Below are 23,201 nucleotides of genomic sequence, written 5' to 3'. Positions count from 1 at the left end.
GAACGAGCGCCGCAGCCTCTCAAAGAATGGGACGGGGTAGCCCCGCCCACTGGACAAACGGGTTGGTTAGGCTAACCTAAGTACGCCTTCGGGATGCCGTCCCTGGGCACCGTCCCCGTACATCTGATGAGAAGGCAAGCTCCATGCGGTCCATGCGCCACGCCAGAGAACTTCCGCTCTCCCGTCGCGGTCTCCTCGCCGCAGGCGGGGCCACCGGACTCGGAGCCCTGGTCACCGCCTGCGGTGGCAAGGGCGGTTCGGACTCCGGCGGAAAGGGCGGCGGCTCCTGGTCGTTCACCGACGACCGCGACAAGAAGATCACCAACGATGGTCCTCCCGAGCACATCGTCGCCTACGTCGCCGCGGCGGCCGCGCTGTACGACTTCGGCATCGACAAGCAGATCACCGGCGTCTTCGGCCCGACCAAGCTCAAGAACGGCAAGCCGGACGTGCAGGCCGGGGACATCGACGTCGACCGGCTGACCAGCCTCGGCCAGACCTGGGGCCAGTTCAACGTCGAGAAGTACGCCTCGCTCAACCCCGATCTGCTGATCACCAACATGTTCGACCCGGGCGCGCTCTTCTACATCCCGGACGACAGCAAGAAGAAGATCCTCCAGCTGGCCCCCAGCTGCGCCATCAAAACCGGCCGGGTCTCCATGCTGGAGCCCATCAAGCGCTACGCCGCGCTGGCCGAGGCGCTCGGCGCCGACCTCAAGGCCAAGAAGGTCACCGACGCCAAGGCCCGCTTCGAGAAGGCGTCCGAAGAGCTGCGCAAGACCGTCAAGTCGCACAAGATCCGGGTCATGGCCTGCTCCGGCAGCGCCGATCTCTTCTATGTCTCCAACCCGAAGATCAACGCAGACCTGATCTTCTTCGAGGAGCTGGGCGTCGAGTTCGTACAGCCGCGGAAGCCCGACAAGGGCGGCTACTTCGAGAGCCTGAGCTGGGAGAACGCCGACAAGTACGACGCGGACGTGCTCTTCCTGGACAACCGCACCGCGACCCTCCAGCCGGATGCCCTCAAGTCCAAGCCGACCTGGTCGAAGATGCCCGCAGTCAAGGCCGACCAGATCACGCCCTGGAGCAGCGAGCCGCGCTTCTCCTACGCCGGTGCGGCCCCGCTCATCGAGTCCCTCACCAAGGCCATCCAGGACGCGAAGAAGGTCAGCTGACGCGGACTGACCGGCTACCTGCGCCGACCCCCGTCAAGCGAAGGGAAGACGTCGATCCCATGACGACCGCAGCCACCACCACCCGCCCCGCCACCGCCGTACCGTTCCGCTTCTTCGACGCGCACGTCGTACGGACCCGGGCCCTCGGACCGTCCATGTCCCGGATCACCTTCAGCGGCACCGGCCTCGGGGACTTCACCACCGGCGGCCGCGACCAGCGTTTCAAACTGTTCCTGCCGCACCCCGGCCAGCCCGCCCCGGTCGTGCCGGTGGAGGACGGCGAGGGCTGGTTCGCCACCTGGCGGACGATGGACCCGGCCGTACGCGGCATCATGCGCTCGTACACCGTGCGCGAGCAGCGCCGCGAACCCGACGAGATCGACGTCGACTTCGCGCTGCACCCCGACGGCGGCCCCGCCGCCACCTGGGCCGCGCGCGCCGAGTGCGGCGACCGCGTCACCCTGCTGGGCCCGGTCGTCGAGGACAACGGCGGGGTCGACTTCCGGCCGCCGTCCGGCACCGACTGGGTGCTGATCTCCGGCGACGAGACCGCGCTGCCCGCCGTCGCGGGCATCCTCGACTGGCTGCCCGCGGGCACCCCGGCGAAGGTGTGGATCGAGGTCCAGCACGCCGAGGACATCCAGCGGCTGCACACCGAGGCCGACGCCGAGATCACCTGGCTGGTCCGGGACGGCGCCACCCCCGGCTCCCCGCGCTCCGCCCTGCTGCTGGACGACGTACGCGCCACCGCGCTGCCCTCCGGCACCCCGTACGCCTGGATCGCGGGCGAGGCCGGAACCGTCAAGGAGATGCGCCGCCACCTGGTGCGCGAACGCGGCTTCGAGCGCAAGGCGGTGACCTTCACCGGCTACTGGCGGCTCGGCGCCTGTGAGGAACAGCTCGTCGAGGAGGCCGTGAGCGGCAGCGGCCCGAAGTCCGACGACTGATCCGCCGAAGCCGCCTGAGCCGACTGACCCGCCCGAGCCACGGCCCGCTCCCCCTCCCCGTAACCGCTCACTGACCCCACCACTCGTCCCCCACTGATCACCCATCAACTGGCCGACGGATTCCGATCGCCGCGGCGCGCCACCGCGCGCCCCGGCGCCCCGGCCGGGGCACCCGCATGCCCGCGATCACCCCACAGCCCCACCCCCACACCCCCACAGGCACGCCCGCGGGCGCGCACACACCCGTGCGCCCGCACGCTCCAGGAAGGACAGACCGTGAGTTTCCTCGCGCAGACCGCTGAGGACCCGTCGCCGGAGTCGATACCCGGGGCGGCGGATGGCAGGGCCCACCTCTTCAACGACCGTACGGCGGAGAGCTACCGGCGCTCCGTGACGGACGGCGTCGGCCTGGTGGCCTCCACCGTCGCCCGCACCGAACGCCCGTTCACCGGCGTGACCCCGGGTGAACTGGCCCCCGAGATCTCCGGCATCGACCTGGAACAACCGCTGGGCGACCCGAGCGCCGCGCTGAAAGAACTCGAGCGCGTCTACCTCAAGGACGCCGTCTACTTCCACCACCCCCGCTACCTCGCCCACCTCAACTGCCCGGTGGTCATCCCGGCGCTGCTCGGCGAGGCGGTCCTCACGGCCGTCAACTCCTCCCTCGACACCTGGGACCAGAGCGCGGGCGGCACCCTCATCGAGCGGCGGCTGATCGACTGGACCGCCGAGCGCATCGGTCTCGGCGAGGCCGCCGACGGCATCTTCACCAGCGGCGGCAGCCAGTCCAACCTCCACGCGCTGCTGCTGGCCCGCGACGAGGCCTGCAAGCTGGTGGAGAAGGAAGCCGCCGCGTCCGGGGAGCCCGTCCCCCCGAAGTCCGAGATCCTGCCGCGGCTGCGCATCCTCACCTCCCAGGCCAGCCACTTCTCCGTGAAGAAGTCCGCCGCCATCCTGGGGCTCGGCTACGAGGCCGTCATCTCGATCCCCTGCGACCAGGACCGGCGCATGCGCACCGTCGCCCTGGCCCGCGAACTCGACCGCTGCCGCCAGGAGAACCAGGTGGTCATGGCCGTCGTCGCGACCGCCGGGACCACTGACTTCGGCTCCATCGACCCGCTGCCCGAGATCGCCGAGCTGTGCTCGCGGCACGGCTCCTGGATGCACGTGGACGCCGCGTACGGCTGCGGACTGCTGGCCTCCCCCACCCGCCGCCATCTGCTCGACGGCATCGAGCGCGCCGACTCGGTCACCGTGGACTACCACAAGTCGTTCTTCCAGCCGGTCAGCTCCAGCGCCGTCCTGGTCCGCGACCGCGTCACGCTCAGCCACGCCACGTACCACGCGGACTACCTCAACCCCGAGCGCAGCGCGAAGAACCTGATCCCCAACCAGGTCGACAAGTCCATCCAGACCACCCGCCGCTTCGACGCCCTCAAACTGTGGCTGACCCTGCGCGTCATGGGCGCGGACGCGGTCGGGGCGCTCTTCGACGAGGTCGTGGACCGGGCCGCCGAGGGCTGGGGCCTGCTGGACGCCGACCCGCGGTTCGAGGTCGTCACCGAGCCGCAGCTGTCCACGCTCGTCTTCCGCTACGTACCCGGCGACGACTCCGACCCGGACCTGGTCGACCGCGCCAACCTGCACGCCCGCGAGGCCCTGGCCGCCTCGGGCGAGGCCGTGGTGGCCGGTACCGTCGTCGACGGCCGCCACTACCTGAAGTTCACCCTGCTCAACCCGGAGACGTCGCTGCGCGACATCGCGTTCGTCCTCGACCTCCTCGCCGAGCACGCCGGTCAGTACCTGGCCCTGCACATCGAGCCCGAACTCAGCCACTCCCGCGCCAGCTGAGTCGCTGAGTCCCAGCCGAGTCGCTGCGTCACTGACCGCCGCAACACCCCGGAGAACCACCGTGCCCACCCCGCACATATATGACTTCGTCGCGGTCGGCCTCGGCCCCTATAACCTGGGCCTGGCCTGCCTCACCGAACCGATCGACGAGCTGGACGGCCTCTTCCTGGAGAGCAAGCCCGACTTCGACTGGCACCCGGGCATGCTGCTGGACGGCGTCACCCTCCAGACCCCGTTCATGGCCGACCTCGTCACCCTCGCCGACCCGACCTCCCCGTACTCCTTCCTCAACTACCTGAAGGAATCCGGGCGGCTGTACTCGTTCTACATCCGCGAGATCTTCTATCCGCTGCGCGCCGAGTACAACAAGTACTGCCGCTGGGCCGCGGGCAAGCTCTCCAGCGTCCGCTTCGGCCACGAGGTCACCTCCGTCACGTACGACGACGCCGACGGCCTCTACACCGTGCGCTCCCAGCGCCCCACCGGCGAGACCACCGAGCACCGCGCCCGCCATCTGGTCCTCGGCACCGGCACCCCGCCCTTCATCCCCGAGTCCTGCCAGGACCTCGGCGGCGACGTGCTGCACAACGGGCGCTACCTGGAGCACAAGGAGACGCTGCAGGCCAAGGAGTCCATCACGATCGTCGGCAGCGGGCAGAGCGCCGCCGAGATCTACCAGGACCTGCTGGCCGACATCGGCAGCCACGGCTACCGCCTCAACTGGGTGACCCGCTCGCCGCGCTTCTTCCCACTCGAATACACCAAGCTGACGCTGGAGATGACCTCGCCGGAGTACGTGGACTACTTCCACGCCCTCCCCGAGGACACCCGCTACCGGCTGGAGACCGAGCAGAAAGCCCTGTTCAAGGGCATCGACGCGGATCTCATCAACTCGATCTACGACCTGCTCTACCAGCAGAGCCTGGACGGCCCGGTGCCCACCCGGCTGCTCACCAACACCGCGCTCACCGGCGCCTCGTACGACGAGTCCACCGGTACGTACACCCTCGGGCTGCGCCATGGGGAGCAGGAGCGCGACTTCTCCCTCACCACCCAGGGCCTCGTCCTCGCCACCGGCTACCGCTACCAGGTGCCCGCCTTCCTGGAGCCGGTGCGCGACCGCATCCGCTGGGATAACCACGGCCGCTTCGACGTCGCCCGCAACTACAGCATCGACACCACAGGGCGCGGCATCTTCCTGCAGAACGGCTCCACCCAGGCGCACAGCCTCACCTCGCCCGACCTGGGCATGGGGCCGTACCGCAACTCCTGGATCATCCGCGAGCTGCTGGGCCGCGAGGAGTACCCGGTCGAGAAGTCCATCGCCTTCCAGGAGTTCGGCGCGCCGGAGGGACCGCTCACATGACCCTGTTCAAGCGTCACGACGACCGTCTCGGCGGCTTCGAGCTGCGCGCCCTCGACCCGGAGGCCGACGCCGCGCTGCTGCACGGCTGGGTGACCCACCCCAAGGCGTCCTACTGGATGATGCAGGACGCGACCCTCGCCGACACCGAGGCCGAGTACCGCAGGATCGCCGACCACCCGCACCACGAGGCCTTCATCGGCCTGCACGAGGGCGAACCCGCCTTCCTCGCCGAGCGCTACGACCCGGCCCACGTCGAACTGGTGGGGCTGTACGAGCCCCGCGAGGGTGACGTCGGCATGCACTTCCTGTGCGCGCCGACCGACACCCCGGTGCACGGCTTCACCCTCGCCGTGATCACCACCGTCATGGAGTTCTGCTTCGACGACCCCGCCGTACGGCGCGTCGTCGTCGAGCCCGACGTCCGCAACGACGCGGTGCACGCGCTGAACGCGGCGGTCGGATTCGACGTCGTCGAGAAGATCGTCAAACCGGAGAAGGACGCCTACCTCAGTACCTGCACGCGCGAGCGCTTCGTCGCCGCGCGCGCCGCCCAAGGAGTATTCCGATGAGCCCCCGCGATGCCGTCGCCCACCTCACCCCCGACCTGTGGGAGCGGGCGGGCCGCCTCCTCATACGCAAAGCCCTCGCCGAGTTCACCCATGAGCGCCTGCTGAAGCCCGAGCTGGGCGAGGACGGCCGCTACGCCGTCACCAGCGACGACGGCTCGGTGACGTACCGCTTCGCCGCCCGCGTCCTCACCCTGGACCACTGGGTGGTCGACGCGGACAGCATCACCCGCCACGGCCGGGACGGCGCCGAACGCCCGCTGGACGCCCTCGACTTCTTCATCGAGCTGCGCGGCGCCCTCGGCCTCAGCGACGACATCCTCCCCGTCTACCTGGAGGAGATCAGCTCCACCCTCTCTGGTACGGCCTACAAACTGGCCGCCGAGCCGGTGGGCGCGGCGCAGCTCGCCAAATCCGGCTTCCAGGAGATCGAGACGGGGATGACCGAGGGTCACCCGTGCTTCGTCGCCAACAACGGGCGGCTCGGCTTCGGCATCCACGAGTACCTCTCGTACGCCCCGGAGACCGCGAGCCCCGTCCAGCTGGTCTGGCTGGCCGCGCACCGCGACCACTCCACCTTCACCGCCTCCACCGACCTCGACTACGACGCGCTGGTGCGCGACGAGCTGAGCGAGGAGACCCGGGCCCGCTTCGCGGAGACCCTCAGCGGCCAGGGCCTGGACATCGCCGACTACCACCTGCTGCCGGTGCACCCCTGGCAGTGGTGGAACAAGCTGTCCGTCAGCTTCGCCGCCGAGGTCGCCCAGCAGCGGCTGGTCTGGCTCGGCACCGGCGAGGACGAGTACCTGGCGCAGCAGTCGATCCGTACCTTCTTCAACGCCAGCCACCCGTCCAAGCACTATGTGAAGACCGCCCTGTCGGTCCTCAACATGGGCTTCATGCGGGGCCTCTCGGCCGCCTACATGGAGGCCACCCCGGCCATCAACGACTGGCTGGCGGGCGTCATCGCCGCCGACGACGTCTTCCAGGCCGCCCGCTTCTCGATCATCCGCGAGCGGGCCGCCATCGGCTACCACCACCGCCAGTACGAGGCCGCCACCAACCGGTACTCCCCGTACCGGAAAATGCTCGCCGCCCTGTGGCGCGAGAGCCCCGTCGCGTCGCTGGAGCCCGGCCAGCGTCTCGCCACCATGGCCTCCCTCCTCCACACCGACGCCGACGGCGGCTCCTTCGCCGGCGCCCTCATCGAGGAGTCCGGCCTCACTCCGGCGGAGTGGCTGCGCGGCTACCTGGACGCCTACCTCACCCCGGTGCTGCACTCCTTCTACGCCTACGACCTGGTGTTCATGCCGCACGGCGAGAACGTCATCCTGGTCATCGAGGGCGGCGCCGTCCAGCGGGTGATCTTCAAGGACATCGCCGAGGAGATCGCCGTCCTGGACCCGGAAGCGGTCCTGCCCCCGGCCGTCGAGCGCATCCGCGCGGACGTTCCCGAGGACAAGAAACTGCTGTCCATCTTCACCGACGTCTTCGACTGCTTCCTGCGCTTCCTCAACGGCATCCTCGTCGCGGACGGGATCGTCGAGGAGGACACCTTCTGGCAGACGGTCGCCGACAGCGTGCGCGGCTACCAGGAGGCGATGCCGCACCTGGCGGACAAGTTCAAGCAGTACGACATGTTCGAGGAGGACTTCGCGCTGTCCTGCCTCAACCGGCTCCAGCTGCGCAACAACCGCGAGATGGTCGACCTCCAGGACCCGGCGGGCGCGCTCCAGCTGATCGGCACCCTGCGTAACCCGATCGCCCGGTTCCGCCCGGAGGGCTGAGCGGCACCGATGGCCATGGGCACCGCCGCATGTGCGCGGCGGTGCCCGTGGTGTTCTACGACTTCCCGGTGCCGAAGTACGGTCGGCAGACCCCACCCTCATAGTCGGTGGCGATCTCCAGCACCTCCCGGCCGTCCTCCGACGGCAGCAGGCTGGAGCTGTAGTTGGGGCAGGAGTCGAGCTTGCCGGACTTCACGGCGACCGGGGCCGGGATCTCGCGCCACGCTCCTTCCCCGCCCTTGCTGTTGGTCCAGATCGTGCGCCCGCTGCCCTGGGCCCGGCTGCCGTCCTTGTTGTACATCGCCTGACCGATCAGCAGCAGCTTGCCCTGCGGATTGCCCTCCTCCGGCGCCCAGGCCAGGTTCGGCGCGTGCAGGAAGTACTTCCCGTCCGCCGTCTCCGCCCGGGTGCCCAGGTCGGACGGGTCACCCCAGTCCCATCCGTCGCGGGACGTCCGCAGATGCGCCACGCACGCGTACTTGCCTCCGGCCGCGCAGATCTCGTACGTCATGACGTACGTCCCGTTCGGCAGCTTCCGCACGACCGGCATCCCGGGCCGGTCGGACTCCAGCTTGCTGGTGACGGTGTCGCGCGGCCCGCTCCACGAGACGCCGTCCTTCGACCGCACGGCGACGAGCTTCTGGCTGTGGCGCGGATCGGTCTCGTCGGAGTAGTGGCAGACCAGGTTCCCCTGCGCGTCGATGGAGAACTCCGGCTCCCACAGCCCCTTGGCGTTCGGCGAGGTGGCGACCGTGGACAGAGGGCTCCAGTTCCGCCCGTGGTCGGTGCTCTTGAACACCCGGATCGACATCCGGGGCTCGGGCTTCTCGTCCTGCCCGAAGGACGCGGCCCACAGCAGCGTCCCGGCGGGCATGTCGCCGACCTGCTTCGGCAGCTCGTACAGCGTCGCGCAGCACAGCCCCTTGCCGTCCGCGGCCTTCGGATCGGCGACGGTGCCCACCTGGCGGAAGCTCTTGCCGCCATCGCTGCTCTCCTGGATCTGCCCCACGCCATCGCCCCCCTTGTGGACGACGGACGACGCCAGCACGCGCCCGTTCGCGCTCCCGCTGTGCTGCAGCCGTATCGCCCGCGGATACAGCGCCCCGCCCTCCCCCAGCGCGGCGCGCCCCGCCATCTTCCCGGGCGCCGCGTTGTTGCTCACCGCCCCCTTCCCGGACTCACTGTCCGGTTGCGGATCGCCGCGGCACGAGGTGAGCGACAGAGCGCTGAACGCGACGACGAACGTCATGAGGAATGCCGCCGGGCCGCTGCGCCGACGTGAACGGAGAATGGTGGTTGCTGGCATGGGACAAGACTGCTCGTCGGCGCTGATGATCCACTAACAGGCCACTAACAGGAACGCACCCTTCCCCTTGACGGCTTGCGTCGCACGCAATAGTTGCATACGCCCCATATTACCGAAAGCCCGATACTTCACCCAGCCCCCAAACCGCTGGACGGACGCCCAACGGAGGCGAACCCCGAAGACCACATCCGCTACGCTGTGGGTGGTCAGTCGATGCCTCCGTAGCTCAGGGGATAGAGCACCGCTCTCCTAAAGCGGGTGTCGCAGGTTCGAATCCTGCCGGGGGCACGCACCAGCGCGAACGCCCCGGATCGAGCACGGTCCGGGGCGTTTGGCGTCCATCGGGGTGGTCAGGCGAACAGCCCCGAGCCGAGCGGGCGTTGCCGGTCGAAGCCGGGGAGGATCAGGAAGGTCGCGCTGGCTGTCGTGGTGGTGAAGCGCAGCAGTGCGTCGGCGGTGTCCATGTGGGCGAGGGTGGCGGTGAAGGTCCGCAGGTCGTTCTGGAAGCTGACGAAGAGCAGGCCGGGGGCGGGCTCGTCGGTGCTGTAGGAGCGGCGGAGCATGAGACCGGCGCCGACCACGGTGGGGTTCGCCCTGCGCACGTGGGCGTCCGCGGGGACGAGGTAGCGTCCGTCCGGTGTCTTGGCGCCGAGTTCCGGGCCCGAGGACACGGGGCCGCCCGAGAGGGGGACGCCGCTGGCCCGGCGCCGCCCGAAGACCGCCTCCTGCTCGGCTACGGACAGGGCGGCGAACCGGGGCAGGTCGAGTTCCATGCGCCGCAGTACGGCGAGGGTGCCCCCGGCGACCTCGGGGGGCCCGGCCAGCCACAGGTCGCGTCGTTGTTCGGCGGCGGTGTGCGGGCCCACGATGCCGTCGATGAAACCGAGCGGGTTGCGTGGCGCGGTGAGGCCGTTGCCGACGGGCACGTTCGCACCGCGGCGTGCGGACTGCCGCCAGCGTTCGTGGACGCGGTCACCGGCCTGATCCAGCAGCGCGGCGGCGACGACCGGTGGGAGCAGCGCGTCGCTGGCGCAGATCTGCAGCAGCAGGTCGCCGCCGCGTGCCCGCGAGGCGATCCGCTCGCGGGAGAAGCGCGGGAGGTCGGCGGCGCCGGGCAGCGAAGCGCCGACCGTGCGCACCAGCCGGGGCCCCACGCCGACGGTCACGGTGAGGTCGCCCGGCGGCAGGCCCAGCAGCCGCGGGTCGGTCCCGGCGACGAGCGCGCGGATGGCCTGGCCGAGGTCGGCCAGGAGCGGGCCGGGAGCCACGGCGGCACCGAGGTCGGCCACCACGGCCAGCAGGTTGCGCTGGGCCGGCTGGGGGAGCGTAATGCCTGCCTGATGCCGACCCGTCGCCGCGACCGGCGTCGGCGCGGCCGCTGCCGTAGGGGCGTGACGGCCTGGCCGGGCGGAGTCCGATGTGCACCCGGCGGTCAGACCGGCGGCCACCATGATGCCGGTGGCATCGAGGAACGCGCGGCGCGACGGAGGGTGATCGGCTCGATGCATGGGGTGCAGGGTGCCACACTCGAATCGTGCGCGTCGGTCAATCTCACCAATTACGGCGTGGAATTGGGCGTTCTGCCAGACTCGGATCATGCCTCGATTAGCTCTTCGCGTGGTGGCGGCGGTACTGGGCACGCTGACATTTGTGGTCGGCTGCGGCGGCGGTGATGACGGATCGGACAAGGGTCGGCGACCGAGCGGTGCGCGGGTGACGATCCGCGTACCCGCCGATGCCCCGACGATCTCGGATGCGGTGTCCTTGGCCCATCCCGGTGATCTGGTGCTGGTCGCTCCGGGCGTGTACCACGAGTCGGTGAAGATCGACACGGCTCGCATCACTCTTCGCGGCGCCTCCCGGCACAGGGTCGTCATCGACGGGCGGTTGCGGCAGCCGAACGGTGTCGTCGTCGCGGCGCCCGGAGTGGCAGTGGAGAACCTGACCGTGGAGAACAACACGCAGAACGGGGTCCTGGTCACCGGTTCGGCGAAGGCCGCCGCCGGGCTGCCGGGGCAGAGCGGCGGCTACGACACCGGCGACGAGCCCGTCACGTTCCTGAAGTCGTTCCTGGTCTCGCATGTGACCGCGACCCGCAACGGCCTGTACGGCATCTACGCGTTCTCCGCGCAGAACGGCGTCATCGAGCATTCGTACGCCTCGGGCGGCGCCGACTCGGGGATCTACGTCGGCCAGTGCAAGCCCTGCGACATCGTGGTGCGGGACAACGTCGCCGAACTCAACGCGGTCGGTTACGAAGGCACCAACGCCAGCGGCGACATGTACGTGGTCCGCAACCGCCTGGTCGGCAACCGGGTCGGCCTGACCACCAACTCCGACCACCAGGAGAAGCTGCTCCCGCAGCGGGGCTCCGTCATCGCGGGCAATCTGATCGCCGCCAACCAGCAGAAGGCCACCCCGCAGCAGGCCGACGGCGGTTGGGGCACCGGCATCGGCGTCGACGGCGGCAGCGACAACCAGTTCATCCGCAACCGCGTCGCCGACCACAGCAACGCCGGGCTGGTGATCACCGCGACCGCCGACATCCCTTCGGTCGGCAACCGGATCGTGGACAACACGTTCACCGGCAACGGCGTCGACGTCGGCTGGACGTTCCCCGCCGCCACCCGGGGGCGGGGCAACTGCCTGCGCGGCAACGATCTGCGCACCACCGTGCCCGCCCGGCTCGCCACCACCGCGTCCTGTCCGCTGCCCGCCAAGTCGCCCTCTCCGGGCGGCCGGTGGACGATGCCGACCGCACCCGGCGGCATCGCGTTCACCAAGGTCGCGGCGCCCGGTCGGCAGCCGCAGTTCCCCCACGCCACCACTACGGGCGCCACCGCCGTCCCGGCCGTACCGGCCCTGCCGACGACGGAGGGCATCCGGCTGCCGTCGTCGTCCCTGCTCGCCGCGCACGCGCGGGTACGGACGTCCTGAACAGCGGCTACCGGGTCGTCGGGGTGGTTCCGGGTACCGGCTTGACCGGCACGTACTCGTGGGTGTCGAAATCCATGACGACCGGCTCCGGCTGCGAACCCACGCTGACGCGCACCCGGTACATGGTGCCGTCGGAGCCGATCCAGTAGCGCACGTTGCCCGCCGTACCGGAGCGGTCCGGGGAGGACGGCCCGGTCATGACGTCCACCCGGCGCCCGTTCACCTGCTCCCGCCCCCGCCAGGCGGCGCCGTTCTGCGACAGCAGTCCGGCGTTGTCCGGCCGGTCGCCGCCGAGACCGAGCGCGATGGACAGGGAGGTGTCCAGCGCGCTGCCGGACGACAGCAGCGGACGGTCGTGCCAGCCCGCGCGGGGCGGCGACGCGGGTGCGTGCGCCGGGGCGTCCGTCATCGGGCGGACGTGCACCGAGGTGGGCGTCCACTGGATCAGCCCGTCGCTGGACCTGTCGCGCCCGGTGCCGCGCACCACGCCGTAACCGAGCTTGCCTCGGTAGTCGACGGACCCGGTGACGATCAGCCCACCGGCGGTGCTCGGCACGTTGATCGTCACCGCGCGGCCGTGCGCCTCGTAGTTGCGGAACCGCGTCATCGCCAGCCGGTTCACCTCATCCGACGTCAGTGCGCGCGGACCGCCGGGGCCGGAACCGCCGTCGGCGGCCAGGAACACGGCCACCGCGACGGCCGCTCCGCCGATGACCGCTACCACCCAACGTGGCCGCGGCCATCGGCGCCGGTCAGCCGCACGGGCTGGTAGAGGTTGTCCGCTTCTCACCCTCCGCACGCGGCGCGACGTTTCCGGCTCACGAACGCGATGACCAGACCCGCACTCACCAGCAGACCGACGAGGCCGATCGCCTCCGGCAGCCTGGACATACCGGTGTGGGCCAGCGAACCCCTGACCCCACCGGAACCCGTACTCCCACCGGCCGGGGCCGGGTCGGCAGGCGGCGCGCCTGACGGCGGTGAGCCCGGGTCCGGAGCCGGTGGTGAGGTCGGGTCCGGGGAATCGGTCGGGTTCGGGCTCGGGGTCGCGGAATCGGTCGGGGTCGGGCTCGGGCTCGTCGAATCGGTCGGGGTCGGGCTCGGGGTCGGCGTTGCCTTCGGGATGTACACCCCGGCGTCGATGGTGTGATCGACCCCGCCCGGCTTGTCCGGCGCCGTGACGGGCGCGGAGCCGTCGCACAACCGCCCGGTGGTCGGCGGGGTCACATTGGAGTCATGCGCACGGTTGCCACCGGCTCGCGGAAGCGTGAACCGCAGCTCGCTCGCCGCGGGCTGCTCGGGCACCTTGCCGGTGTCCGCGGTGCACACGTCGAACTGCACCGTGTACTTCGCGCCCGGCGTCAGCTCGTACTCGGCGCCGACACCACCGAAGTAGTACTCACCGGCGGCATCGGTCCTGGTCGTGGCGACTTGCTTGCCGTCCGCGTCCAGCAGGTTGATCGTCGCCCCCGGGAGCAGTACGTGCCCCGGGTCCTGGATCCCGTTGTGGTCGCCGTCGAACCACACGACGTTGCCGATCTGGATCGGCGCGTTCGCCGCCGCGTACGCGATGTCACCGAGCCCGCCTGCCTTGCCGAACCCGCCTTGTTCCCGGCTGACGAACTGGAATCCGTTGGCCTTCGGGTTGTTGCCCGGGCCCTGACCTGTCGTGATGTCGTGGTACCCGGTCCCTGAGGTCGCGACGTCGACGACCGGGTCGAACTCCGTGCTGGCGACCCACTGCTGCTGCGGGATATAGGCCACCGACCCCAGCGCGGTCTCCTGGTGCGCGTTGGCGTAAGTGTCGCCCGGGAAGTATTCGGCGACACCGGCGGGCTGGCCGCCACTGTTGGCGGGGGTGGCGTGGTTGGGGCAGCTCCCGGTGCCTTCCCACTGGTATTCGCCGGTGGGAGTGGCGCAGACCATGGTGATGTCACCACCGGACATGCCGTTTTCCGCCGTGTCGTTCCCCGGGCGGGGGTCCAGACCTCCCCAACTGAGTACGTCCATGAAGCGGTCGCGGAAGCCCAGGATCATCGAGCCGTCGCGGGCGAAGGCGAGGGAGGCCAGCTCCGGCTGCGGATCGATGAAGACGCCGCCCGCCTTCCGGTCGTCCCACGTGTCCAGGCTGGTGTTCCACGGGTTCCAGTGGGTGGCCTTGTCGCCGGAACCGAAGACGCTGCCGCGTTCGCCCGTGAGCGGGTGGCTCAGCACCGTGGTGAACCGCTTGCCGTCGTAGGTGGAGACGAACGCCTTCAGGTCCGCGCGCTTTTGCGTGCTCTCCGCGCTGCACACGCCGCCCACGTGCAGTGTGTTGTTGTGGACCTGGAGTCCGAACGGCCGCCAGTCGTCGGGGCTCGCGCACCCCGGGTCCGGGATCGGGACCGTCGACTTGGGCGCCGCGGCGGTGTTCCCTGTCGCGTCGAAGCTCACGAGGCTGCGCGTCCGCAGGTTCACCGCGTACAGCGTGGAGCCGTCCTCCGACAGGGCCAGGCCGCCGATGCTCTCCTTGCCCGGCGCGTCCGTGAACCCGGCGTCCTTGATCATGTTAGCGGTGTCGTGCCGCGTCACCGCGGCGTCCGGCACCCGCGCGAACAGCTGCGGCGCACCCGAGCCGTTGACCGGCACCGTGTAGATCGCGCCCCCGCCCTGCGGCCCGTACGGGGTGTACCGGCGGGCGAACGCGCTCTGGAACAGCTGGGCCCGGTCCTTGTCGTACGCCAACCCGAACGTCGTGCCCACCTGGTCCTGCGTGGCCAGCGTGGTCGGGCACGCCACATCGGTGGGACACGTGCCCCGGGTCTTCGTCCCGAACGCCACCAACGCCCGGTTGTCCGTCCCGTTGGCGCCGTTGTGGACCGGTACGAAGTACCGCGAGTCCGGCAGCGCGTAGTCGGCCGGGTCCCACACGCCCGTCACCACCGAGGCGTTCTTTCCGTCCGACACGTCCACGAACGACGTGAAGCTGTTGAAGTGGTTCTCCGCCGTCGACGCGGGCGCCGCCCGCAGATAGTCGTTGTACGGCGCCGGGATGCTGACGTCGACGCGGTACTGGCCGCCGCTCAGCGCCGTCGATTGCGCCACCACGACCTTCCCGGTGGCATCCGTGACGCCGGTGACAACGTGCCCGGCGGGGTCGGTGATCTCCACCCTCATGCCCCGCTGCGGCACGTCCATCGTCGCGTTGACCACGCCGGTGCCGAAGAAGTCGCGCAGCACCTCAACCGTCAGCGTGCCGTCGGCGGCCGAAGCGGCGGCCGGTCCAGCCGTCGCCCCCACGGCGCCGCCTGCCAGCAGCAGAACAGATAACCCTATGCGCGCCAGCGGCCCCGTGAGTCTGCGGGCCGACCGGCGTGCGTCTCTGCCGATTCGGTTCATGGCATCACACTCCACACTTCTCTTGTCGCGAAAACGAAGCCCCCGCTTGTCGCCGCACGTCCACTTCGTGGCGCCTGATGCGGACATAAGTTCGGGAAGTCACGGAAAAGAAAAAGGGCCCACTGCTGTGGCGTGGACCGCGTTGCGATAATCGCTTTTGATGTTACTAACGGGGCATAAGCGCCGTGGACAAGGAAAAACGAACGCGCGTTCAATGCCTTGGCCAGGACCACTCTGGGTTGCAGGTTCTTGCAGCTCAACCACGACACCCTCGCCCCCACCGCCGACCTCGCCGACCGCCACCGCGAGCAGCGCGCGATATCCTATCCGCTGAAGTCCCGCCGCCACCAGCGGAACCCCTGGCATTCACAGGGATTCGAGATAATGTGCGACGTTGACGCGATGACCGGATGCGGTCCCGTTGGATGCGCATACGCCCGGACGACGCTCCCGGGACGCACTCGTCAGGCAGGGGCGTCACCCAGCCGAAATTGGCCCGGTTCACCTGCCTCCGCGTGATTACCGTGGCGTCATATTTGGCTTTGAATCTCGCAGATTCGAACCGGGCGGGAGCAGCGGCCCGGGCCGGCGGCTGCCGCGGCCGTAGCCCTCACGCCGCGGATCGTACGGCTCCTCAGGCGACCGGGCGGCACGGTCGCCGACGTACGCCCTGGTCGCACCGAGCGATGTCGGCGAGCACGTTGACCGTGAAGGTGGACTCGACCCCGTCGGGTACCTCGGCCGGCGCGTCGGCGTACTGCACGCCCCCTCGCCGCCCACCGGTGCGGTGTCCACCACTGGGACCGGCAGCACCCAGGCTGATGTGGCGCCGCGCGGCGAGAATGAGCCCTTGGATTCTCCCGCTCCGGCTTCGCCGTGCTCCTGCGCGCCTGGCGCGACCGCCTCCCCCCGGCCGACGCCGGGTTCACCGTGACAGCCCAACCGCCGCGCTCCGGGGCTGCGCCGCGAGGCGCTGGCAGTTGGCCGGGCTCTCGGTCGACTACGCCCTGCGGCTGGAGCAGGGACGCGCGAAGGACCCCTCAGCCCAGGTCGTCGGCGCCCTCGCCCGGGCCCTCCAGCTCTCCCGCGCCGAGCGCAACCAGCTGTACCGGCGCACCGGGCTCCTACTGCCCCAGAACGGGAACTGCTCGACTGCGACGCCCTCATCGTCCCCGGCGCGGACCTGCGCATGGTGACCTACACGGCGGCGGCCGGGAGCGACGACGCGGCGAAGCTCGACCTGCTGCGCATCACGGGCGGCCGTGCCGCCACCCCGCACCCCTGACCGGCGGCCGGATTCTCCACATTGTCTGGGCGGACCTCATCGCAGCCATCGACCGCCCGGAGACTGGACAGGTCTGGCTGTTGGCAGCAGATACCGAAGGGCGCTTCCGAATCAAGATGATCTTGGAGGAGCAGGCCTCTGCTTGAGGGTGACGTTCAGCGGGCGCGCGACCTTCCCAACGATGCTCTCGCTCTCCGCAGCCCACCTCCTTGGTAGACAGCGAGGGGGCGATATCGTCTCCCGCATGACTTCTGCGCAGGGTGGCGAGCTGACCGTCCGAGGGGAAAGCGTTCAGAGATTATACGCTTTCTACATAAATGACCGATTTCGGGTCAATCGCCGCTATCAGCGTAAGTTGGTCTGGAGCGTCGAAGAAAAGCAGCGTCTCATCGACTCCCTCCTCAAAGACCTACCGATCCCGCTCTTCCTCGTGGCCGAGATCGGAAACCCGGGCGATGTTTCATTCGAGCTCATTGACGGCATGCAACGACTCAACGCTGTCTTCGCCTTCCTTGAAAACGAATACCCTATTGGTGGCGCCTACTTCGATCTGGATTCCCTGGCCGACACCAAGCTCCGCAAAGACAACGGCGAGATCTCGCAGAGGCACCCTGTCATGTCACGGGAGCTCTCTGTCCATCTGGCCAATTACACTGTCGCCTTGTCCGTGTATCGGCCAGCGAACTCGGCGAGCGTCGACGAGGTTTTCCGACGCATCAACTCCGGAGGCCGGAGACTCTCAAGGCAGGGACTTAGGCAGGCCGGAACGCTATCTCCGCTGGCAGACCTCGTGCGCGTGATCTCATCAGAGGTCCGAGGGGACACATCACCCACCGATGTGGTCACGCTGCGCACAATGCCAAAGCTGAGCATCACGAACAGAGACCTCGACTACGGAGTCCAGGTTGATGACATTTTCTGGGTGCGCGAAGGGGTACTCCGGCGTGAAGATGTTCGGGAATCCACGGATGAGCAACTCGTCCTGGACATCCTCATCGACTGCTTGATCGACCCTCTTCCAAACTCCGGAACCCGCTTGCGGGACGAGTACTACAATTACACTGACATTGACCCGGAAGACGTCGAGACAAAGGCTTCTCGACAGGTAGGTGCAGCAATCGAAGCCTACGGAATGGACCGCATAAGGGATCACTTTATGCAGGCATACGATGCCCTGCGGTCCGTCCTGGCGCAGCAGGAAAAGAAATTTTCAGGACTCATTAACACCAGCAGTGGAGGGCGTTCACCCCGCTATTTTCACGGCGTGTTCATGGCCTTCTATGAATTGATGTTCAAGGATGGCTGTTACCTGGTCGACCCGAAGCTTGCAAGCAAACGCCTGCAAGGCATCGGATCCAGCGTTATGGCGGTTCCGGGTGGTGGCGGCGACTGGCGGCGAGACTCCAAACGGCAAACCATCAACGCCGTCAAAGGTGTTCTGAATGATGCCTTCGAAGAAGGCAACAACTCCAGACAGGATCTGGGTCGCTATGGGTGGGCCAGTCAGCTCGAGAGATTGCTAGGCAATGCCCTTGTTGAGCAACAGACATTCGATTGCAAGCAAGGCTTTCTGAAGTTGAATGACCCTCGAGAGTTCGACAAAGAATCACTCAAAAAGATCTGTCGAACGATTACAGCAATGGCCAATATGGGTCCGAACGTCACCGGATATGTCGCCATCGGAATTGCCGATAAAGCGAGCCACGCGACGCGCGCCGAAAAGCTGGATTCCATCGAGGCCGTCATATGCCGCGAGTTTCACATTGTCGGGATCGAGCGGGAAAGTGCCCGTCTTGGCAAAACTCTGAACGACTATTGGATCTGGATTTGCCAGAAGCTGCAGTCAGCAAAAGGCATGGATCCCGATTTGGCGCGCCGTGTAACAGCCGAGTCTAAATTGGTCAACTACCAGGGAATGATAGTGGCTCTCCTGAAGGTCACTTCGGGCTCCAGCCCCTGTTTCTACGACGAAGAGATGGTTGAGCGATCAGGGTCCGAAACTCTGTCCGTTTCCCCTGGAGAGTACCTGCGGGTCTATCAGCGCTTCATGACTCAGAGCTGATGAATGGGTGCGGACGGCCATGAGGTTCGGTCGCTGTTTCGGCGTGCCTCGAAGGGCGGTGGCCAACCAATCCATGGGCACCAGAAGCCGTCCAGCCCATCTGTTCGCATCGATGGGAGAACTGGCATCGGCCGGAAAATCAACATCAGTGGACGGCAACAGGAGGCCGCTTTCGTGATCGACAGGTGGGCATGGCCTGTTTCGGTAGCCGCTCAACCGCGCCGTCGCTCGTATCGGTGGCAGGGGAACACGCAGGAAGGGGCCGTCGGCAGTTGGGCGACCGTCGCATCCTGTCCATGACGCTCGTGCCGTCCGACCGGTAAGGCTTCGGAACTTTCGCGATTCGTTCCGGAACGCTTCTTGACTGTTGATGTGGGCAGCTCAAAACTGCGTCACATGAAGGACACTCCGGCGCGTCGCGGACGCGGACGCGGTCGATCAAGGCCGCTCGGTCGGTTAAGGCTGCTCATCAGCGCGGCCTGTACGACGGTGCTGGTTGCCGTGTCGGCGTTGGTGCTGCCCGGCACCGCCCACGCCGACACCGTCATCACCACGAACCAGACCGGCACCAACAACGGCTACTACTACTCCTTCTGGACCGACGCGCCGGGAACCGTCTCCATGACCCTGGCCTCCGGCGGCAGTTACAGCACGTCGTGGCGCAACACCGGGAACTTCGTCGCGGGCAAGGGCTGGAGCAACGGCAGCCGCAGGAGCGTGACGTACTCGGGCACGTTCAACCCATCCGGCAACGCCTATCTGGCGCTCTACGGATGGACGTCGAACCCGCTCGTGGAGTACTACGTCGTCGACAACTGGGGCACGTACCGGCCGACGGGGACGTACAAGGGCACCGTCACCAGCGACGGCGGTACGTACGACATCTACAAGACGACGCGGTACAACGCCCCGTCCGTCGAAGGCACGCGCACCTTCGACCAGTACTGGAGCGTGCGGCAGTCGAAGCGGACCGGCGGGACGATCACCACCGGCAATCACTTCGACGCCTGGGCGCGCGCCGGGATGCCGCTGGGGAGCTTCAAGTACTACATGATCCTCGCGACCGAGGGCTATCGGAGCAGCGGTAGCTCCAACATCACGGTGAACGGCGCCGGTTCGGTACCGGCGCAGGCACCGGCGCAAGCACCGGCGCAGGCCTCGGCGGCGGCCTGCGCCGGGTACGTCGGGCTCACCTTCGACGACGGTCCGTCCGGCAACGCACCCGCCCTGCTCACCGCGCTCAAGCAGAGCGGGCTGCGCGCCACGATGTTCAATACGGGCCAGAACGCCGCCGCCAACCCGGCCCAAGTCCGGGCCCAGGTCAGCGCCGGGATGTGGGTCGCCAACCACAGCTACACCCACCCCCACCTGACCCAGCTGAGTCAGGCGCAGATCGACGCGGAGATCTCCCGGACGCAAACGGCGATCGGGGGCGCGGGCGGCGGCACGCCGAAGCTGTTCCGGCCGCCGTACGGGGAGACCAACGCGACGGTGAAGTCGGTCGCCGCCAAGTACGGCCTGACCCAGATCCTCTGGGACGTCGACTCGCAGGACTGGAACAACGCCAGTACGGATGCGATCGTGCAGGCCGCCGGGCGGCTGACCAACGGCCAGATCATCCTCATGCACGACGGACCCGCCAACACCCGCGCCGCGATCCCCCGCATCGCACAGGGGCTGGCCGCCCGCGGCCTCTGCGCCGGGATGATCTCGCCGCAGACCGGCCGCGCGGTGGCCCCGTCGTAGGTTGTCCCGACAGTGCCCCGACAGATGCCCCGACGTAAGAGGGCTCAGGTGTTCAGCGCGGCTATCAGGGCCTTCGTCACGTCCTCCGTCGTCGCGGTGCCACCCAGGTCGCGGGTGAGGATGCCCGCCGCGGTCGTCGCCTCGATGGCCTGGCGCAGGCGGGCCGCGGCGGCGGGGAGGCCGAAGTGGTCCAGCATGAGGGCCGCGCTGCCGACCGCGCCGATGGGGTTGGCCAGGCCCTGGCCCGCGATGTCGGGGGCCGAGCCGTGGACCGGCTCGAACATGCTGGGGAAGCGGCGCTCGGGGTTGAGGTTGGCGCTGGCGGCCAGGCCCAGGCTGCCCGCCAGGGCGCTGCCGAGGTCGGAGAGGATGTCGGCGTTGAGGTTGGAGGCGACGACGACGGACAGGTCCTCGGGGTGGAGGACGAACTTCGCGGACATCGCGTCCACGAGGACGCTCTCCGTCTCCACGTCCGGGTAGTCGGCGGCGACGCGCCGGAAGACGTCGTCCCACAGGACCATGCCGTACTGCTGCGCGTTGCTCTTGGTGACGGACGAGACCTTGCGGCGGGTGCGGGTGCGGGCCAGGTCGAAGGCGAAGCGGATGACGCGTTCGCAGCCGACCTCGGTGAACAGGGACGACTGGACGGCGACTTCGCCGCCCGGGCCTCGGCCGGAAAGGTTGCGGCCGCCGAGGCCCGCGTACTCGCCCTCGCTGTTCTCGCGGACGACGACCCAGTCCAGCTCGGTGTCGTCGGCCTTGCGCAGCGGGCTCTGGACGCCGGGCAGGAACTGTACGGGGCGGACGTTGGCCCACTGGTCGAAGTTCTGGCAGATCTTGAGGCGCAGCCCCCACAGGCTGATGTGGTCGGGGACGGTCGGCCAGCCGACCGCGCCGAAGTAGAGGGCGTCGAAGTCCTTGAGGCGGTCGAGGCCGTCGTCGTCGATCATCTTGCCGGTGCGCTCGTAGTACTCGCAGCCCCAGGGGAACTCCTCCCAGGCGAAGGCGAAGGCCTCGTCGGTGTGACGGGAGTCCTCGGCCAGGGCGTCCAGGACGGCGCGTCCCGCCGCGACGACTTCCTTGCCCACGCCGTCGGCGGGGATGGCGGCGATACGGAACGTACGGGGCGCACGGGACGTACGGGGGGCGGCGGTCATGGGTGCCTCCGGCTCGCGGGGGTGTGGTGTGCGTCCGAGTCAACACAGGGCGGGCGTGGCGCGTCCAAGACCTGGTTTCGATGCGACGTATAGGCGTGGCCGATGGGTCGGGCGTCAGTCCGGGAGGGCTGTGTCCCGTGCCCGCCGCGCGGCCAGGGAGCCGGTGAGGGCGAGCAGGGCCCGGGCCGCCGGGGTGAGGTGCGCGGGCAGGCTGACCATCGCCACGTGCAGGTGGGCGGTCGGTTCGAGGGGTGCCACCGCCGCGCCGCAGCGGCGGGCGAGCCGGGTCCAGGAGGAGGGCAGGACGGCGGCGCCGACCCCGGTGAGGACCAGCGGCAGGATCGACGTCCGGTGATCGACTACGGTCACGATCTGCGTGCCGGTGCCGCCCGCGCTCGCCGTGATGTCGTTCGCCGTGATGTCGTCGACGATGCCGCGCATCAGGCTGCCGGTGCGGGACGCGATGAGCTTGTGGCCCGCCAGGTCCCCGGGCCGGATCGTGACCCCGTCCTCGATCGCCCCGCCGGGCGCGGCGACCACGACGAACGGCTGGTCCTCGACGTGCAGGACGTCAAGACCGGACGGGTTCACGGGGCTGGCGGAGCCCAGCAGGCCCAGTTCGCAGGCGCCGCTGCGTACGAGGGACAGGACCTCGTCCGGGGTGAACGCGGCCTGGGTGCTCACCGTCACGGACGGGTGCAGCTCGGCGAAGCGGTGGATGAGGGTGGTGAGCGGTTCGATGCCCGGCGAGGGCATGGTGGCGACCTCGACGGTGCCGCCCTGCAGCCCGGCGAGCCCGGCGGCGGTGTCGCGTACGGCGGCCAGGTCCCGCAGCACGCGGCGGCTGGGCTCCAGCAGCTCCGCCCCGGCCTCGCTGAGGACGACGCCCCGGCCGACGCGGTGGAAGAGGGCCACGCCGAGGTCGGCCTCCAGGGTCGCCATGGCCTGCGACAGCGACGGCTGGGCCACGTGCAGGGCGGTGGCCGCCTTGCTGAAGCCGCCGTGTTCGACGATGGCCAGGAAGTATTCGAGCTGCCGGGCGTCCACGGTGCCTCCCCGGGCGACGGATCTGGGCTGCGGCGGCTGCGGCTCGCGGCTTGCCAGTGCTTGTGCCTGCCGCGTCCGTTGCCGGGTCAACCTATCCGCCCCCGGACGTCGCTACCCGATCCAGCGCTCGGCGAGGGCCCGTCCGCACCGGGCGAGCAGCCGCGCGGACAGCTCGCTGTCGTGGGCGCAGTCCCGGTCGGTGAGATCGGTGAGCGCCTGGACGGAGCGGAAGTGGGCCGCCGTCCGGTCGGCGGGCAGCGTGCACCGGCCCGCTACGGCGTGCACCGGTACGCCCCGCCGACGAGCCCGCGCGGCGAGCGCGACCGGCAGCTTCCCCGACAGCGACTGCTCGTCGAGGCTGCCTTCCCCGGTGACGACGAAGTCGCTCCCGGCCAGCAACTCGTCGGCGCCGAGCAGGGAGAGGAAGTAGTCGGCCCCGGAACGCACCCGTCCGCCCAGCAGCATCCCGGCGTACCCGAGCCCACCGGCCGCCCCGGCCCCCCGCGTACGGGCGAGGCGGGCCGCGTCGGGCACATCCGCCGCGTCCGGGACGCCCGCCGCGTCCCGGACGCCCGCCGCCTCCAGCTCGCG

Annotated in this window: 17 protein-coding genes, 1 tRNA gene and 2 pseudogenes; 12 read left to right on the top strand and 8 right to left on the bottom strand. The window is 69.1% G+C overall.

Annotated elements, in window-relative coordinates; all coding sequences use genetic code 11:
- Window positions 1-152: 152 nt before the first annotated feature.
- From ACFV9T_RS25890 to ACFV9T_RS25865, 6 genes are all read left to right on the top strand, one after another.
- Entirely contained in the window at window positions 153-1,175 is a 1,023-nt protein-coding gene (locus ACFV9T_RS25890; RefSeq protein ID WP_385444354.1) for an ABC transporter substrate-binding protein, read from the top strand.
- Between the two features lie 59 nt (window positions 1,176-1,234).
- Window positions 1,235-2,122, top strand: coding sequence for a siderophore-interacting protein (locus tag ACFV9T_RS25885; RefSeq protein WP_385444352.1), 888 nt, complete (start codon window positions 1,235-1,237; stop codon window positions 2,120-2,122).
- A 276-nt stretch (window positions 2,123-2,398) separates the two neighbouring features.
- Window positions 2,399-3,973 carry a pyridoxal phosphate-dependent decarboxylase family protein gene (locus tag ACFV9T_RS25880; protein ID WP_385444350.1) on the top strand — a complete coding sequence of 525 codons (1,575 nt, stop codon included), beginning with the start codon at window positions 2,399-2,401 and terminating at the stop codon, window positions 3,971-3,973.
- A 61-nt stretch (window positions 3,974-4,034) separates the two neighbouring features.
- The gene (locus ACFV9T_RS25875) at window positions 4,035-5,339 is read left to right on the top strand and encodes a lysine N(6)-hydroxylase/L-ornithine N(5)-oxygenase family protein (RefSeq protein WP_385444348.1); all 1,305 of its coding nucleotides are present in this window, start codon (window positions 4,035-4,037) and stop codon (window positions 5,337-5,339) included.
- Window positions 5,336-5,908, top strand: a complete 573-nt coding sequence (locus ACFV9T_RS25870; RefSeq protein WP_385444346.1) for a GNAT family N-acetyltransferase — start codon at window positions 5,336-5,338, stop codon at window positions 5,906-5,908. Before ACFV9T_RS25875 ends, ACFV9T_RS25870 begins: the two co-directional genes overlap by 4 nt.
- Entirely contained in the window at window positions 5,905-7,692 is a 1,788-nt protein-coding gene (locus ACFV9T_RS25865) for an IucA/IucC family protein (RefSeq protein ID WP_385444344.1), read from the top strand. Before ACFV9T_RS25870 ends, ACFV9T_RS25865 begins: the two co-directional genes overlap by 4 nt.
- Window positions 7,693-7,747: 55 nt before the next feature.
- Here the strand turns inward: ACFV9T_RS25865 and ACFV9T_RS25860 are convergent, their stop codons facing one another.
- The gene (locus ACFV9T_RS25860; protein WP_385444342.1) at window positions 7,748-8,998 is read right to left on the bottom strand and encodes an exo-alpha-sialidase; all 1,251 of its coding nucleotides are present in this window, start codon (window positions 8,996-8,998) and stop codon (window positions 7,748-7,750) included.
- Between the two features lie 215 nt (window positions 8,999-9,213).
- On the opposite strand from ACFV9T_RS25860, the gene ACFV9T_RS25855 reads away from it, so the two are divergent.
- Window positions 9,214-9,286: transfer RNA gene (locus ACFV9T_RS25855), tRNA-Arg, on the top strand.
- A gap of 62 nt (window positions 9,287-9,348) precedes the next feature.
- Here the strand turns inward: ACFV9T_RS25855 and ACFV9T_RS25850 are convergent.
- Window positions 9,349-10,506, bottom strand: coding sequence for a Dyp-type peroxidase (locus ACFV9T_RS25850; protein ID WP_385444340.1), 1,158 nt, complete (start codon window positions 10,504-10,506; stop codon window positions 9,349-9,351).
- Between the two features lie 88 nt (window positions 10,507-10,594).
- Here ACFV9T_RS25850 and ACFV9T_RS25845 point away from each other — a divergent pair, with 88 nt between their 5' ends.
- Window positions 10,595-11,935 (top strand): right-handed parallel beta-helix repeat-containing protein, encoded by a 1,341-nt coding sequence (locus ACFV9T_RS25845; protein WP_385444338.1) that lies wholly within the window; start codon window positions 10,595-10,597, stop codon window positions 11,933-11,935.
- A 7-nt stretch (window positions 11,936-11,942) separates the two neighbouring features.
- Here the strand turns inward: ACFV9T_RS25845 and ACFV9T_RS25840 are convergent, their stop codons facing one another.
- The 3 genes from ACFV9T_RS25840 to ACFV9T_RS25830 form a co-directional block, all read right to left on the bottom strand.
- The gene (locus ACFV9T_RS25840) at window positions 11,943-12,626 is read right to left on the bottom strand and encodes a hypothetical protein (protein WP_385444465.1); all 684 of its coding nucleotides are present in this window, start codon (window positions 12,624-12,626) and stop codon (window positions 11,943-11,945) included.
- Window positions 12,627-12,721: 95 nt separating this feature from the next.
- On the bottom strand, window positions 12,722-15,214 hold the full coding sequence (locus tag ACFV9T_RS25835) for an SdrD B-like domain-containing protein (RefSeq protein WP_385444336.1): 2,493 nt from the start codon (window positions 15,212-15,214) through the stop codon (window positions 12,722-12,724).
- A 733-nt stretch (window positions 15,215-15,947) separates the two neighbouring features.
- Entirely contained in the window at window positions 15,948-16,076 is a 129-nt protein-coding gene (locus tag ACFV9T_RS25830) for a hypothetical protein (protein WP_385444334.1), read from the bottom strand.
- A gap of 119 nt (window positions 16,077-16,195) precedes the next feature.
- Here ACFV9T_RS25830 and ACFV9T_RS25825 point away from each other — a divergent pair.
- The 4 genes and pseudogenes from ACFV9T_RS25825 to ACFV9T_RS25810 form a co-directional block, all read left to right on the top strand.
- A pseudogene (locus ACFV9T_RS25825) lies at window positions 16,196-16,479 on the top strand (helix-turn-helix domain-containing protein); the annotation flags it as partial.
- 363 nt (window positions 16,480-16,842) lie between these two features.
- On the top strand, window positions 16,843-18,660 hold the full coding sequence (locus ACFV9T_RS25820) for a DUF262 domain-containing protein (RefSeq protein ID WP_385444333.1): 1,818 nt from the start codon (window positions 16,843-16,845) through the stop codon (window positions 18,658-18,660).
- Between the two features lie 396 nt (window positions 18,661-19,056).
- Window positions 19,057-19,764, top strand: a pseudogene (locus tag ACFV9T_RS25815) (glycoside hydrolase family 11 protein); the annotation flags it as partial.
- Entirely contained in the window at window positions 19,762-20,406 is a 645-nt protein-coding gene (locus tag ACFV9T_RS25810) for a polysaccharide deacetylase family protein (protein ID WP_385444464.1), read from the top strand. The pseudogene ACFV9T_RS25815 and the gene ACFV9T_RS25810, both read left to right, overlap by 3 nt.
- Window positions 20,407-20,450: 44 nt before the next feature.
- Here the strand turns inward: ACFV9T_RS25810 and ACFV9T_RS25805 are convergent, their stop codons facing one another.
- From ACFV9T_RS25805 to ACFV9T_RS25795, 3 genes are all read right to left on the bottom strand, one after another.
- A complete protein-coding gene (locus ACFV9T_RS25805) occupies window positions 20,451-21,563 on the bottom strand; it encodes a tartrate dehydrogenase (RefSeq protein WP_385444331.1) in 1,113 nt (370 codons plus the stop codon).
- Between the two features lie 114 nt (window positions 21,564-21,677).
- The gene (locus ACFV9T_RS25800) at window positions 21,678-22,610 is read right to left on the bottom strand and encodes a LysR family transcriptional regulator (protein WP_385444329.1); all 933 of its coding nucleotides are present in this window, start codon (window positions 22,608-22,610) and stop codon (window positions 21,678-21,680) included.
- A 111-nt stretch (window positions 22,611-22,721) separates the two neighbouring features.
- The coding region (locus ACFV9T_RS25795) for a glycerate kinase (RefSeq protein WP_385444327.1) at window positions 22,722-23,201 on the bottom strand (480 nt) is incomplete at its 5' end.

The organism is Streptomyces sp. NPDC059850, from assembly GCF_042731515.1.
In the GTDB taxonomy this organism is placed as follows: Bacteria; Actinomycetota; Actinomycetes; order Streptomycetales; family Streptomycetaceae; genus Streptomyces.
This window is presented reverse-complemented; position numbering and strand designations above follow the sequence as displayed.